We start from the raw sequence: 14851 nt of genomic DNA on the forward strand, positions 1-14851 counted from the left end.
GATTAATCAAAATGCAAATAATTATTTTCCGCATAGAACGTTCCTTTTGTTAAGTCGTTCAATTTTTTCTCCATGCTTTTAATTTGCAGTCGAGTATCAGGAAATGCCATTTGCCCGATGGTAATTTCCCCATCCCCCTTGGATTCAAGTGTATCCATCAATGATTTACGTTTTTCATCGATTTGAAAAATCTCACCATTCAAGCGTTCAAGCTGTTCTTTGGTATGTTCATATTGATAATTTTGCGAAACATTCAATTGTCCGACGAACATTTCATAGACCTCCAGCTTTTCCTTCATTAATTCCAGCTCTTGAACCTTTGCCTTATAACGGAGTAAAGTTTCATTCAATTCCTCTTTTAAATTCATACGATTAAAGCCCTGTACATTTACGATAGTCTTCCGTTCCATTCTATTCCCGATGACGGCAGCCCTGACTTTTCCATGAGCTTCAATAACGCCCCCAATCAATTTTCCTTTCTTTTCATCTGTATAGATATTTTTTGCTTTCAGAAAACTTCCAAGCGAATAATATCCGATATGTATGCTTTCCCCTGCATGTAAATGGCTTTCATTAGCATGCTTTACGTAAATATTTCTACCTGCAGAGATTTCGGAAACCCCTTTTCCAAAAATACCACCTTTAATGAATACATCCCCCTTTTTCGAATAAATTCCTTTTACATTACTTATCCCCAGCTCACTTAAAATGGATATATCCTTGGTTGCGGTTACCGAAAAATTGTCAAGAACCGATCCTTTTATGGTAACGCTTCCTTCGAATTCGATATTACCTGTTTCGATTCCGACATCCCCCTCAATAACAAGGTGATTTCCTACACTGATTTTCCCGCCTTTGAACTCCACCACTCCATCTGTCATGGCCCTGAGAACGATTTTACCCTCACTTTCAATTGCCTCCACAGTTTTTTGGTCATATTGAAGCTTTTTATTTTTCCCCTTCTGTGCGAGAACAAAGTCCCCTGTAATGGACCTTCCCATCGTCCCTTCTGTAGGAGGGGTCTTTTCACCAAGCCACTCTCCCTTTTTTACTTCATCAAGGAAATTCATATCGTAATAATCGGCCTTTCCATCCTCCCGTATCGCAGGCTTTCTATCCGACCTTTTGTAATAGGTGACCACAGCATCCGTTCCATGAACCGGCTCAATGCCTTTAGCCACAACAATTGATTCTTTCACTTGTAACTGATTTTGCATGACATGCATTAAGATTCCTTCTGAAATATTCTCACGTTGTAGATCCTGTAAAATCATCCCCACTATTTCTGACTGGTGATTCATCAAATAATCCGCAGAACAATTAATCTTTACACTTGCTGTCAGCTTGTCTTCCGCTATCTTCCACTCCAAGAGTGGTTTTTGTTTACCCACTTTGATTTTTTCCCCGCTAGCCTGTATAAGTGCATCCTTTAAATCTTTAAAATTATCCAGTGAGATTTGTGGATATTTATTCAGGATTGGATTCATTTGCAGAATGGAAAAACCTTTTTGATAAACGGTCATATATACTATTTCTTCTTCCATTTCCAAGATGAAATATTGATTTTCTTCATAAATCACAAACTTTCCTCCTCGTGCCTACGAATATATACCTATAATTATAAGCCATAATCTCATTAAAAAATCTAAAAACATACATATTTTACTAAGTAATTTGATATTTGCAAAAATTCATCCTATATAAATCCCTATATCCAAACAAAAACGCCTTTTATTTATTGGATTCTTCAGGAATAATCCAATAAATAAAAGGCGTTTAATATAAAAAACTCATGGACTTACTCATACTTGCCTAAAAAAAGACAACTACACCTTATCAACTTAAAAGCGCCACGAGTTCTACTATATTTTATTTAGCGGCTCTAGCCTCTTTATGGTCAGTTGTTCATTAAAAACAATCCGTATCCCCTAACCCTGTCAAGAAGCTTTGTGTTCAAGACGTAGCTTATCTGCGACCATCGCAATGAATTCGGAATTCGTAGGTTTCGCCTTTGTCATGCTGACGGTATAACCAAATAAAGACGAAATCGATTCGATATTCCCACGACTCCATGCCACTTCTATGGCATGACGGATGGCACGTTCAACCCGGCTAGCCGTTGTATTATATTTTTTCGCGATATCCGGATACAGCACTTTTGTTATGGATCCCAATAACTCAATATCATTATAAACCATTGAAATGGCTTCCCTTAAATATAGATATCCCTTAATGTGTGCCGGCACTCCAATTTCGTGGATAATGCTTGTGATACTTGCATCAAGGTTTTTCGGTTTTGACTCATTTTGAGGACGGTAACTAAACTGACTATGGTTCTTTAGAACTGACTGTCCTTTGTTGCTCACTTGACGTATATGGTTGGACAAGTTCTCCATATCGAAAGGTTTCAGGATGAAATATGAAGCGCCTAAGTCCACAGCCTTCTTCGTAACATCTTCTTGACCGAATGCAGTAAGCATAATTACATTAGGCATGTTTCCCCGTTTAACTTCACGAAGTTTTTCCAATACCCCTAATCCGTCTAAATGAGGCATAATAATGTCAAGAATCAAAATATCCGGATCAACGCTTTCTAGCATCCCCATGCAATCTTGACCATTATGTGCAACACCGATTACTTCCATGTCATCTTGTGCAGAAATGTATTCTTCCAGAAGACCAACCAGCTCTCTATTATCATCTACCACGCATACCTTGATTTTTTTCACTCTTGATTTCCTCCTCAACTACAATGGTCTTTTTTCTATATGACTAAATTCTATTGTAATTGAACTTTTCGACAATGGAAACTAAATTCCTTTTATTTTCGAAAAAATAAAAGGAATTCAATATTATTCTCCGGATATCTCTTGTTTTCGACTTCGTTTGCTACCTGAAGAACTGCTTTGTCGAAAAATCTTCATTTATTTTCATTTTATCACATTTCTTTCAAAAAACCTCTTTTCCAAGATAAATCATTTTAGTTGCCATTGATATTGAACCAAGTAAAAAAAGGTATCCAGTTGGATACCTTCGATGGTTAGCTTGCTTTCTCATAATCCTCTTTGTCATATATATTGATACCGGCTTCGTTTAACATCCATTCAATATGGACTCCATATCCGCTTGTAGGATCATTGACAAATACATGGGTAACGGCACCGATTAATTTACCATTTTGTATGATTGGGCTGCCACTCATTCCTTGAACGATCCCGCCCGTTTTTTTGAGTAATTCTTTATCAGTCACTTTTAGAACCATTCCTTTAATTGCAGGAAACTTTTGTGGAATGGAGCTGACTATTTCCACATCAAAGGCTTCTACTTCTGAACCATCCACCACCGTAAGAATTTTGGCTGGCCCTTCCTTCACCTGGTGAGAAAGGGTGATGGGTAATGCCTTATCCATAACACCATTTTTGAAATCTTGATTTAGTTTCCCAAAAATCCCAAAAGGACTATTACGATTAATGTTACCTATTTTTTCTCTGTTAGCCGAAAAACGCGCCAATTTTTCTCCTGGGTCCCCATTACTCCCCTTTTCGATGGAAGTGACCATTGATTGTACAATCTGCCCATCTTTCACGACGATTGGTTTTTTTGTATCCATATCCGATATGACATGTCCCAATGCACCATACTTTTTCGTATCCGGGTGATAAAATGTCATCGTCCCGATACCCGCTGCTGAATCACGGATATACAGACCTAATTTGAAGATTCCTTCATTTTTATCTTTTAGAGGCATGAGCGAACTGTGAAGCACTTCATTATCACGATTGATCACGATCTTCAACGGTTCTCCCTTTTCACCTGCCTGCTGGACAAAAGGAGTGACGTCGCCCATCTTTTTTATTGTTTGGCCATTGATTTCCGTAATGATGTCCCCGACTTCCACTTTTGCTTTTTCACCAGGGGATTTTTTTCCTTGAGGTGTATCAACAAGATGATGACCGACCACGAGCACACCCAACGTGTTAAGTTTAACCCCTATTGACTGCCCACCGGGGATGACTTTAAAATCTTTCAGCACTCTTATATCAACCTTCTTGGCAGGTAAGCCTGCCACATCAAGCAACACCTCGTTCGTACCTGGCTTTTCGGCACCTAGTGTAATGGAGGCTTTCTCATCATGGACCGAAATTCCTTGACTTGAATCTGAAGCTTTTGCTGAAACAGGTAATGACTTGGAAATACTATAGTGACTACCCTCAAAGAGTACAAGCTGATTTGGAATTAAAAAATATTCACGAAATGGCTGGTATAACCCTAATGTTAATAGCGAAACAAGGAGAATTCCACCGATGATTCTGTTGATCCATACTAATTTCAATCCATTCACTCTCCTCGCTCTCTAAAACTTTATGGCTACCCCTTTAATTTAGCCCTCATGACAATCATTTATAACAGCTGGACAAAATAAAAGCTATCCGTTTTTGGATAGCTTTACAATGAATGCTTATGATAAATTATGATACCTTCTTACTTAGAAACATCATGAAGTGATTTTCATCTTTTTAGCAAGCTGAATCAATTCATTGGCATGCTGTTTGGTTAAATCCGTTATCTCGACACCGGATATCATCCGGCCAATTTCTCGGATTTTTTCGGTTTCTACCAGAGGCTTCACCGAAGTGTTGGTACGACCGGCCCTCACATTCTTGGCGATGAATAGATGAGTATCCGCCATCGCGGCAACCTGAGGTAAATGGGAAATGCAAAGCACTTGGGAACCCGTGGCCACTTTGTAGATTTTTTCGGCAATGGATTGAGCCACCCGGCCACTTACACCTGTGTCTACCTCATCAAAAATGATGGAGGTAATCCCTTGGTGCTTGGAGAAAATACTTTTCATCGCCAACATAATCCGGGACAACTCTCCTCCAGATGCAATCTTTGACAATGGTTTTAAAGGTTCACCAGGATTGGTGGATATATAAAATTCCATGTTATCGAGACCAGATTGATTAATCCCACGTTCTGATAGCTCATCAAAAGTATAGGCCGTTTGATGAAAATGTGGTTCGAATATGGTCTTTTCCATATATAGATCCTTTAATTCCTGATGAATGCTCTTCGTTAATTGCTGGGCGAATGTTTGTCTGAGCTCAGATAGATTTTTCGCTTCAATAATCAAATCCGCCTTTATTGATTTAAGTTCCTTTTCCAGTTTTAAGATATGACTTTCCCGATTTTGAAGCTTTTCGATTTCTTCTTCAATACCTGCACCATACTCTAAAATCTCTTCGATGCTGCGCCCATATTTTCGCTTCAATTGGTTAATTTCATTTAGGCGGCTTTCGATGAACTCCACCCGTTCCGTATCGTAATCCAAGGAATCCAATTGATCTCTAATAGTAGAAACCGCTTCCTCAAGCAGGAAATAACTATTTGAGACGGTTTCGGAGCTTTTTTTCAGTGCTTCATCCAAGTTGGCCGCTTCCTCCATATTACTCATGGCTACTGAAAGCCAATCCACGGCATGTTGCTCTCCATTTAAGGCATTATAACTTGTCTGGAGGGCCTCATGAATCTTCTCGAAATTGTTGATCCTTTTTCGTTCTTCCATCAACTCTTCATCTTCATGGAGCTTTAACTCCGCGTTTTGGATTTCATCGGACTGAAACTGGATCAAATCTAATCGATGGACCATTTGCTGTTCGTTCTGGCTCAAATTATTTAACTGCTTGGATGTCATTTCATAATTCTTATATAGCTTTTGGTATTCAGCAAGTGCGGCCGCGATTTTTTCCCCGCCAAACTGGTCCAGCAATGGAAGATGAAGTCGTTCATCCATTAATTCTTGATGTTCATGCTGACCATGAATATCGATTAATGTCCGCCCTATCTCTCGCAATATCGCGATCGTAACCAATTTTCCATTGACCCTGCATACACTTTTACCACTCAGTGAAATGTCCCTTCGCAGGATAGCCATTCCATCGTTCATATCGATGCCAAATTCTTTCGCCTTAACAAATACCGGATGGGTATCATCTTCTATTTGAAATAGGCCTTCTATCTCAGCCTTCGATTCACCATGGCGTATGAATTCTGCCGAACCACGCCCTCCAACCAATAGATGCACGGCATCAATGATAATGGATTTTCCTGCCCCAGTTTCCCCCGTTAATACCGTCAATCCTGTTTCAAAAGAAACGGACAGGCTATCAATGATCGCAAAATTCCTAATCGAAAGTTCTGTTAACAATCTAGATCACCTCTTCAAAATATTAGAGCATGTCCAAGAATTTGCCGGAAATGATCTTTGCGTCTTCTTCAGAACGGCAAATAATTAAACATGTATCATCACCGCCGATGGTTCCGAGTATTTCTTGCCAATTCAAATTATCTATCAGTGCACAAATTGCTTGGGCATTTCCTGGTAACATCTTCATGACTAGCAAATTATTTGCAGCGTCAATGCGAACAAAAGCATCAACCAGCATTCTTTTTAATTTCTGTAATGGATTAAAACGTTGGTCAGCCGGTAAGCTGTATTTATACCTGCCGTCAGATAACGGTATCTTTACAAGGTGAAGTTCCTTAATGTCTCTTGAAACAGTTGCTTGTGTAACGTTATACCCCGCATTTTTAAGTTCTTCCACTAAATCGTCCTGTGTCTCAATATCATTATTCGTAATTATTTCCCTTATTTTTATATGACGCTGTCCTTTATTCATAAGTAGAAGCACCTCTCAACTGTTGCTCATTTTAATTATCATCGTTGCCCTAACTTTAGCAAGCTGACCATATGTAATTGCTTTACTTTTCCTAATCCTCACAAACGTCCCTAACACACAAGAAAACCGTCGAAGAAAGAGGCTAATATTAATGTTAGCGGATTTTTATACAATTGTACAACTTTTTTCTCTAATATACATTTCTTATCCCTTATTTTGTACTAAAACTTTCTTTGCATACTTTTTCTAAACCTTGGTGCATGAACATGAACCATTTCAAGAAAAAAAGCTCCTTTAGCTAACCATTCAGCCAAAGGAGCCATACGAAGACTTATCTATTCTTTTTTAAATTGGGCATGGGCTTCCCCAACGATATCATCCACCGTTTTGGATAGTAGCATATCTCCCACTTCTTTTGGGCCCTCCCAAAATAAATGGAGCAGAAATTCTATGTTGCCGTCCCCACCAGTAATAGGAGAGAAGGAAGCATCTTTAATATCGTATCCTTCCATTTGTGCAAAGGAAATAATCTTGTTCAACACTTCTTTATGAATTTTAGGCTCACGGACAATCCCTTTTTTGCCAACTTGACCCTTCCCCGCTTCAAATTGAGGTTTTACAAGTGCCACGACGTCGCTTTTTGGAACAAGCAAGGTTTTTAACACAGGTAAAATCAAAGTGAGCGAGATGAAAGATACATCAATGCTTGCAAAGTTAGGCATCTGTCCATCTAAATCAGCAGGTGTGACATAGCGGAAATTAGTCCGTTCCATGACCTTAACCCGCTCATCTTGTCTTAGCTTCCATGCAAGTTGATTATAGCCAACATCAAGAGCATAAGACATGATGGCGCCATTCTGTAAAGCACAATCGGTAAAGCCCCCAGTGGATGAGCCGATATCCAGAAGGATCTTTCCATCGACGTGTAAATCAAATTCTTTCAATGCCTTCTCAAGTTTCAGACCACCTCTTGATACATAAGGCATCACTTTCCCTTTTATCGTCAATTCAAGATCAACCGGCACTTTTTCCCCTGGTTTTTCATATCTTTCTTCATTTGCATAGACAAGCCCAGCCATCACCATACGCTTTGCTTTTTCACGCGTTTCGGCCAATCCTTGTTCTACTAATAAAACATCTAATCTTTCTTTCGCTACTTTCATATTGTCAGGCCCTTTTTTCTTTTTTTGGCGTTATCATTTTAATCTTTTTCTTAACCGTATCCGTTGTTAGGCCGATTTCTTCCAGTAACTCGTCCACACTACCGTGTTCAACGAAGTAATCTGGTATGCCCATTCGGTCAATGATTGCCCCGTAGAACCCTTGGTCATGTGCATATTCAAGTACTGAACTACCGAATCCACCTTGAAGAATGGCTTCTTCAATTGTCAATATTGGCATTTTCTCGCCAAGTAAGCTGCTAAGCATCTTTTCATCAAGAGGCTTTATGAAACGAGCATTGATAACCTTTACAGAGTAGTCCTCTTTTTCAAGTTGGGCTGCTGCTTCAAGAGCCATCGGAATAGTTGTCCCAAATGTTAAAATGGCAACGTCCGATCCTTCTTTCAATACTTCCCATGAACCAATCGGGATTTGTTGTAATTCTGTATCCATGACGACTCCCTGTCCATTTCCGCGCGGAAAACGCATGGCTATGGGACCATCATCATAATTAATGGCTGTATTGACCATATGCTGACCTTCATTTTCATCTTTAGGCATCATCAATACCATATTAGGAACATGGCGTAGGAACGCGATATCGAACACACCTTGATGCGTTTCCCCATCAGAACCGACAAGACCGGCACGGTCAATGCCAATAAAGACATTCAAGTTTTGACGGCAGATATCATGTACCACCTGATCATACGCTCTTTGCAAGAAGGTTGAGTAAATCGCCAAAAACGGTTTCATTTTCTGGGTTGCCAACCCGGCTGCGAAAGTAGCGGCATGCTGCTCAGCAATTCCAACATCATAAAAACGCTCAGGAAATTCATTCGCAAAACCGACTAACTTCGATCCAACGGGCATCGCAGGTGTTATCGCGACGATACGTTCGTCATTTCGTGCAAGCTTGCGTACCGTTTCACTTACTAACGCACTCCAAGCCGGCCCTTTACTAGGTGATTTAACGAAGTCACCCGTTTCAATTTTGTATGGGCCTGTTCCATGCCAATTGCCTGTCGTATCAAGCTCAGCAGGTGAGTACCCTTTTCCTTTTTTGGTAATTACGTGCAATAGGACAGGACCCTTAGTTTTCTTGGCAAATCTCAAGTTATCTAACAGTTCTTCATAATTATGGCCATCTACTGGTCCAAGATAGGTAAAACCTAACTCCTCGAAAAACATGCCGGACACCAACAGGTATTTCATACTGTCTTTCAAGCGTTCGGCCGTTGCTGCTAGTTTGCCACCGACTGCGGGAATCTTTTTCAAGAACATTTCCAACTCGTCTTTTGCCCAGTTGTATTTTCCTGCTGTCCTTAATCTTCCCAGTACCGAGTGCAAGGCGCCTACATTAGGGGCAATGGACATTTCATTATCATTCAATATAACGATCATGTCCTTTTTCTCATCACCGATATGATTCAAGGCTTCAAGAGCCATTCCACCTGTAAGGGCGCCATCCCCTATCACTGGTAGGATAAAACTCTTTTCTCCTTTGATATCACGGGCTGCAGCCATTCCCATGGCAGCGGAAAGAGAGGTCGAGCTATGTCCCGTTTCCCAAACATCATGAGGGCTTTCAATCATTTTTGGAAAACCACAAAGCCCTTTGTATTTCTTTAACGTATTAAACTCTCCGGCTCTTCCTGTTAAGATTTTATGAACATAAGATTGATGACCTACATCCCATAAAATTTTATCATTCGGACTATCAAATTCTTTATGAAGCGCGATTGTCAACTCGACCACGCCTAAATTGGGACCGATATGCCCACCAGTTACCGATAATTTCTCCACGAGGAATTTACGAATATCCACACTTAATTCGACAAGCTCTTCATTATTCATTTTCTTCAAAAATGAAGGGTCTTTTATAGATAGAAGATCCAAACAGGACCACTCACTTTCTGTCATTTCCGGTTGTAAGCATAATCAGAGCCTCAAAAGCGACTATTATAGAAGGCTTGACCGAAAAATTCTTTTTAAGTTAAAAAATAGCCGCCAACACCCAGGTGATTTCGGCGGCTTTATATACCAATTTTATCACGTATCGTCATTTATGAATTCATTTTATGTTGCATAAATTTTCACAATGAGTATACCATAAAACTTTGTTTGATAACAAATTTGGTAATGCTCAATGATCTCGATTCGCTATTAGATCCGTTAATTCATTCAATAGGCCCGTTTGTAATTTCGTTTCCGCTAAGGAAGCATGCGCCAATTGGATATGATGATTCAATTTGTCCTTGGCTCCCTGTAGCGTCAGCAGGGAAGGATAGGTGCTTTTGTGGTTCGCCGCGTCACTGCCGACAGGCTTACCAATAAGCTCGACCGAACCTTCAATATCCAGGATATCATCCCGGATTTGAAAAGCAAGTCCCAAGTGATAAGCAAAATCGCGGAGATGCTGACGTTGATTGGCATCGGCTCCAGCTAAGATGGCACCTGAAAGGATACTTGCCGCCAATAGTTTCCCCGTTTTATGTTCATGAATATACTCCATTTCACTAAGGGTCAGCTGCTTTTCTTCGCCTTCCATATCTGCTACTTGTCCTCCAACCATTCCTTCTGCACCGGCGGATTTTGCAATTTCAGTTACTAAATCCAACTTCATCTCCGCACTCACTTCGGGATCAGACATTTCAGCCACCAATTGGAAGCTATATGTAAGTAAGGCATCACCCGCGAGTACGGCCACCGCTTCACCGAAAACTTTATGATTCGTCGGTTTTCCGCGTCGGAGATCATCATCATCCATCGCTGGCAGGTCATCATGAATCAAAGAATACGTATGAATCATTTCAATTGCCGCTGCAGCCGGAATCCCCAACCTCAAATCTTTTCCGAATGCCGACAATACCGAGAAGACCAATAAAGGACGGATGCGTTTTCCGCCTGCCTCCAAGGAATAGGCCATAGCTTCTTTGACACTTTCTGGAGCGTTCAATTTCTTCACATATTCAACGACTTCTTTCTCTATTAACGCTTTATACTCTTTCGAAAAAGTTTCGAACGTTGCCGTACTCATATTATTCTTCCTCCTGAACCGCAAAGTTTTCCAGTTCTCCATCTTCGCGTAAAATTTGCGTTAATTGATCCTCGACAGTTTTCAACTTGGTATGGCATAGTCTGGATAAATCCATTCCTTGTTTATAAATGGAAATGGCTTTTTCCAATGGTACATCTCCTTCTTCCAACTGTTCTACAATTTTCTCGAGGTTCTCCATCGCTTCTTCAAATGTAATATCCTTTTTGTTAGTCATGGCTCAATCCGCTCCTTTATTTCGGTTATCTCACATTCAAGTGTTCCGTCTTTTATCGAAACAGCTATCTTATCTCCAGTGGATACTTGCTGTGTGCTTTTAATTAACGTCTCATCTTCAGTAAAGACTAACCCATAGCCCCGCTCCATGATCTTCAGTGGGCTTAGGGCCGATAGAGTCGCAGTCATTGAAACGAATCGCTGTGATTTTTGACGATAGATGGCTTCCATAGTCTTACGCAGCGCTTTTTCGTACTGCTGCAGGTTTTCCTTTGAAGTCCTGACCAATTGCTCAGGATGCTGTTTATTCAGAACTTCAGTAATCTGATTCAATTCATCCCTTTTCTTCAGGAAATATCGCGTACTGGTTTTCCCTAACCTCTCTGTTGCCCTATCCAACTGTTCAAGTTTTTGTTCGTACATTTTATGAGGGTAACGGAATGCGTAAGACCTTTCAAGCCTACTCAAATGTGTACGATTGGCATTCACTTGCTCCTGGATGGAACGTGTCAAACGATTCTTGCGATTCATCAACCTTTCCAATATTTCATTCAGGTGAGGCACTGCAAGCTCCGCTGCCCCCGTAGGAGTCGGCGCACGCATGTCAGCAACAAAGTCAGCAATCGTGAAATCCGTTTCATGCCCCACTGCTGAGATAATGGGAATATCCGAATCATATATCGACTCAGCTACTATCTCTTCATTGAAGGCCCAAAGTTCCTCGATGGAACCACCGCCCCTCCCAACTATCAGCACATCGGATTCTGCTCTTGCATTGGCCAGTGAAATCGCCTGTGCAATCGATTTAGCAGCATTATTTCCTTGTACAAGAGCTGGATAAACAATGATTTTAGTAATGGGATAACGCCGCTTGATGGTCGTTATAATATCCCTTAAAGCTGCCCCAGTCGGTGATGTAATGACCCCCACCGATTTGGGGTATTGCGGAATCGCTTTCTTATGTTTAGCCAGGAATAATCCTGCTTCTTCCAGTTTTTTCTTTAACTGTTCATATGCAATGTATAGATCCCCCACACCGTCAGGAGCCATGCTTTTCACATAAAGCTGATACTGTCCACTGGCTTCGTATAGGGATATATCTCCCCTTACAAGTACCTTCATCCCATTTTCAGGTGTGAATTTCATCCCTTTGTTGTTAGCCGCAAACATGACAGCCAGCAAACGGGCTTTCTCGTCTTTTAAAGTAAAGTACATATGCCCGCTTGTATGCTGTTTGAAATTGGATATTTCCCCTTTTATGTATGCATTTTGCAAATGCGGATCCACATCGAACTTTCGTTTTATATATTTTGTTAAAGCCGACACACTTAAATATTGTTGGTCGCTCATATAATGTCTCCTTCCGACAGAATCGGATATAAAGGGAACCAGCCTTTACTGCAGACTTATAGTCCCAGTTAATCTTTACATAGAAAAAAGCGGTCTCTTGTTATTATAAAACAAGAGGTCCGCTTCTTTAAAATAATTTGGCATTTTTTTTAACTTTTCATTGTTTGTTTATCCAAGTTAAGTGTTTTCTGAGCAGATTTAACAGTATTCTTCATGAGCATCGTAATCGTCATCGGACCTACGCCTCTAGGTACAGGGGTAATGTAAGAAGCTTTTTCCTTCACTTCTTCAAACGAAACGTCTCCACAAAGCTTACCTTCATCATTTCTGTTCATGCCAACATCAATCACGACGGCACCCTCTTTAATGTGGGCACTGGTGATTGTATCTCTTTTACCGACGGCAACCACGACCACATCAGCTTGTTTAGTAAAGTAAGCAAGGTCACTCGTCTTAGAGTGGCAATATGTAACCGTTGCATCCGCATTCAAAAACAACTGTCCTGATGGTTTCCCTACGATATTGCTTCTTCCGACAATAACGACGTGCTTGCCTTCAAGGTTATAATCGATATGTTCAAGCATGACCATAATTCCATACGGCGTGCACGGCAAGAAAGCATCCTGTCCCGTCATCATCCTGCCAATGTTGATTGGATGGAACCCGTCAACATCCTTCTCAGGTGAAATCGCTTCAATAATCGCTTTTTCCTGAATATGTCCAGGTAACGGCAGCTGCACCAAAATCCCATGAATGCTGTCATCCTGGTTTAATTCATCGATGTTCTGTATTAATTCCTGCTGTGTTAAATCCGCAGGTTTTTGGATTAACACGGAATGCATGCCTAAATCTTCACAAGCTTTTTGCTTATTTCGCACATAGGTTTGTGAAGCCTGATTGTCACCGACTAATATAACGGCCAATCCGGGCACAACATTTTTTTCACGTAATTGTTGGACTTCCTTGCTAATATCCTGCCTTACCGACTCTGCAATTTCTTTACCATTAATGATTTGAGCTGACATGTGTAGTTCCTCCCAAGTTAACTTTCGCTAAAGAAATTGCGGAGACCCATCAGTACCTAAAATAGCTTTAGTTGCCGACTTTTTCTTTGACTTTGGATAAAACGGCATTCACAAAGCTGCTTGATTGGTCATCACCGAATTTCTTAGCAATTTCAATAGCTTCATTCATCGCAACACTTACCGGGACATCATCACAATGGATCATTTCATAAACTGCGATACGCAGTAGATTCCGATCGATATTTGCGAGTCTTTCCAATGTCCAGTTTTCCAAATTATCTCTGATCATTCCATCAATCTGTTCACGCTTTTCCGCTATCCCTGTAACTAATGTTTCGAAATACTCGTCAGTGGGTGCACCGTTCAGCACACTTTCCATAGCTTCTTCCGGTTCTGACTTGGCGATATCTATTTGGTATAGTGCTTGAAGGGATTTTTCACGGGCTACTCTTCTTTTCATAATCTTACTCCTTTGACATCTACTATTATATATGAAAATGCTAGTACAGACGAACAATAATCAACAATTTATCGAAAATATTAAGTTCTTTATCGTAATTTCTATAGATTCATCTATTTTCCGCTAACAAAAACGTCAAAATACTCTCCATGACATGAACCTCTATGCAATTTCTCATGAGGATTCACGTTAAATGGATGTTTCGCCATTTAACTTTTGTACAACGGATCATGTTATATTTTTTCGAAACTGTCAAAAGTCCCTGCTTAGCTTTCATGATCATATTTCATCTTTTACACTCTAACAGAAAACCCACGTAAATTAAAGGGAAACTTCCATACACCGCCTTATTATGTTCGTATAACAGAATATTATGAGAGCGGGATGGATTCATTGAATAAAGACTCAAAACAAAAACCCGACATATAGTCGGGTTTTTGCAGGTTTTAGTTAGAATGATGCCGATTACACTTCTTGCTCGTAATCCGTTTCATTTTTTGCATTTTCGAAAGCTATTCCAACAACATGAATGTTTACTTCTCCCGCGTCGATAGCAGTCATATTTAGTAACGCTTCACGAATATTGTCTTGAACTTCCTGTGCAATTTTCGGAATAGACACACCAAATTTCATCACACAATATAGATCGACTTTGATCGTTTCACCTGTTAAGTCTACTTTAACACCTTTGCCGTGGTTCTTCTTGCCAAGCTTTTCTACTACGCCTGTCGCAAAATTCCCCCGCATATGTGCTACACCTTCCACTTCCGATGCAGCAATACCCGCGATAACTTCTATAACCTCAGGTGCAATCTCAACTTTACCAAGTCCACTATTGTATTCATCCATTTCGAGTAACTTGCCTTCCAATTCACTCATTCTAAAAGCACCTCCTGTC

At 40.4% G+C, this 14851-nt stretch carries 13 protein-coding genes; all 13 read right to left on the reverse strand.

What is annotated here, in order from left to right:
• Positions 1-2 precede the first annotated feature (2 nt).
• Complete coding sequence (locus ACIQXH_RS01685; RefSeq protein WP_402869391.1) at positions 3-1580, reverse strand: flagellar assembly protein A; 1578 nt, start codon at positions 1578-1580, stop codon at positions 3-5.
• Between the two features lie 357 nt (positions 1581-1937).
• Positions 1938-2729, reverse strand: a complete 792-nt coding sequence (spo0A, locus tag ACIQXH_RS01690; protein WP_402869392.1) for a sporulation transcription factor Spo0A — start codon at positions 2727-2729, stop codon at positions 1938-1940.
• Between the two features lie 311 nt (positions 2730-3040).
• Positions 3041-4342: a SpoIVB peptidase gene (gene spoIVB, locus ACIQXH_RS01695; protein ID WP_402869393.1), complete on the reverse strand. Its 1302-nt coding sequence runs from the start codon at positions 4340-4342 to the stop codon at positions 3041-3043.
• Positions 4343-4495: 153 nt separating this feature from the next.
• Positions 4496-6211 (reverse strand): DNA repair protein RecN, encoded by a 1716-nt coding sequence (gene recN, locus ACIQXH_RS01700; protein WP_402869395.1) that lies wholly within the window; start codon positions 6209-6211, stop codon positions 4496-4498.
• Positions 6212-6233: 22 nt separating this feature from the next.
• The gene (ahrC, locus tag ACIQXH_RS01705) at positions 6234-6683 is read right to left on the reverse strand and encodes a transcriptional regulator AhrC/ArgR (RefSeq protein ID WP_402869397.1); all 450 of its coding nucleotides are present in this window, start codon (positions 6681-6683) and stop codon (positions 6234-6236) included.
• A gap of 335 nt (positions 6684-7018) precedes the next feature.
• Positions 7019-7846: a TlyA family RNA methyltransferase gene (locus ACIQXH_RS01710; protein ID WP_402869399.1), complete on the reverse strand. Its 828-nt coding sequence runs from the start codon at positions 7844-7846 to the stop codon at positions 7019-7021.
• 4 nt (positions 7847-7850) lie between these two features.
• Entirely contained in the window at positions 7851-9743 is a 1893-nt protein-coding gene (dxs, locus tag ACIQXH_RS01715) for a 1-deoxy-D-xylulose-5-phosphate synthase (RefSeq protein WP_402869401.1), read from the reverse strand.
• A gap of 247 nt (positions 9744-9990) precedes the next feature.
• Complete coding sequence (locus tag ACIQXH_RS01720; RefSeq protein ID WP_402869403.1) at positions 9991-10884, reverse strand: polyprenyl synthetase family protein; 894 nt, start codon at positions 10882-10884, stop codon at positions 9991-9993.
• Position 10885: 1 nt separating this feature from the next.
• Positions 10886-11119: an exodeoxyribonuclease VII small subunit gene (locus tag ACIQXH_RS01725; RefSeq protein ID WP_402869405.1), complete on the reverse strand. Its 234-nt coding sequence runs from the start codon at positions 11117-11119 to the stop codon at positions 10886-10888.
• Positions 11116-12468, reverse strand: a complete 1353-nt coding sequence (gene xseA, locus ACIQXH_RS01730) for an exodeoxyribonuclease VII large subunit (protein WP_403121894.1) — start codon at positions 12466-12468, stop codon at positions 11116-11118. Before xseA ends, ACIQXH_RS01725 begins: the two co-directional genes overlap by 4 nt.
• Before the next feature lie 149 nt (positions 12469-12617).
• The gene (folD, locus tag ACIQXH_RS01735) at positions 12618-13493 is read right to left on the reverse strand and encodes a bifunctional methylenetetrahydrofolate dehydrogenase/methenyltetrahydrofolate cyclohydrolase FolD (protein WP_402869409.1); all 876 of its coding nucleotides are present in this window, start codon (positions 13491-13493) and stop codon (positions 12618-12620) included.
• Positions 13494-13560: 67 nt separating this feature from the next.
• Positions 13561-13953: a transcription antitermination factor NusB gene (gene nusB / locus ACIQXH_RS01740; RefSeq protein WP_402869411.1), complete on the reverse strand. Its 393-nt coding sequence runs from the start codon at positions 13951-13953 to the stop codon at positions 13561-13563.
• A 465-nt stretch (positions 13954-14418) separates the two neighbouring features.
• Positions 14419-14832, reverse strand: coding sequence for an Asp23/Gls24 family envelope stress response protein (locus ACIQXH_RS01745; protein WP_402869413.1), 414 nt, complete (start codon positions 14830-14832; stop codon positions 14419-14421).
• Positions 14833-14851: the final 19 nt, after the last annotated feature.

The organism is Peribacillus sp. NPDC097225 (assembly GCF_044761955.1).
GTDB lineage: Bacteria > Bacillota > Bacilli > Bacillales > DSM-1321 > Peribacillus.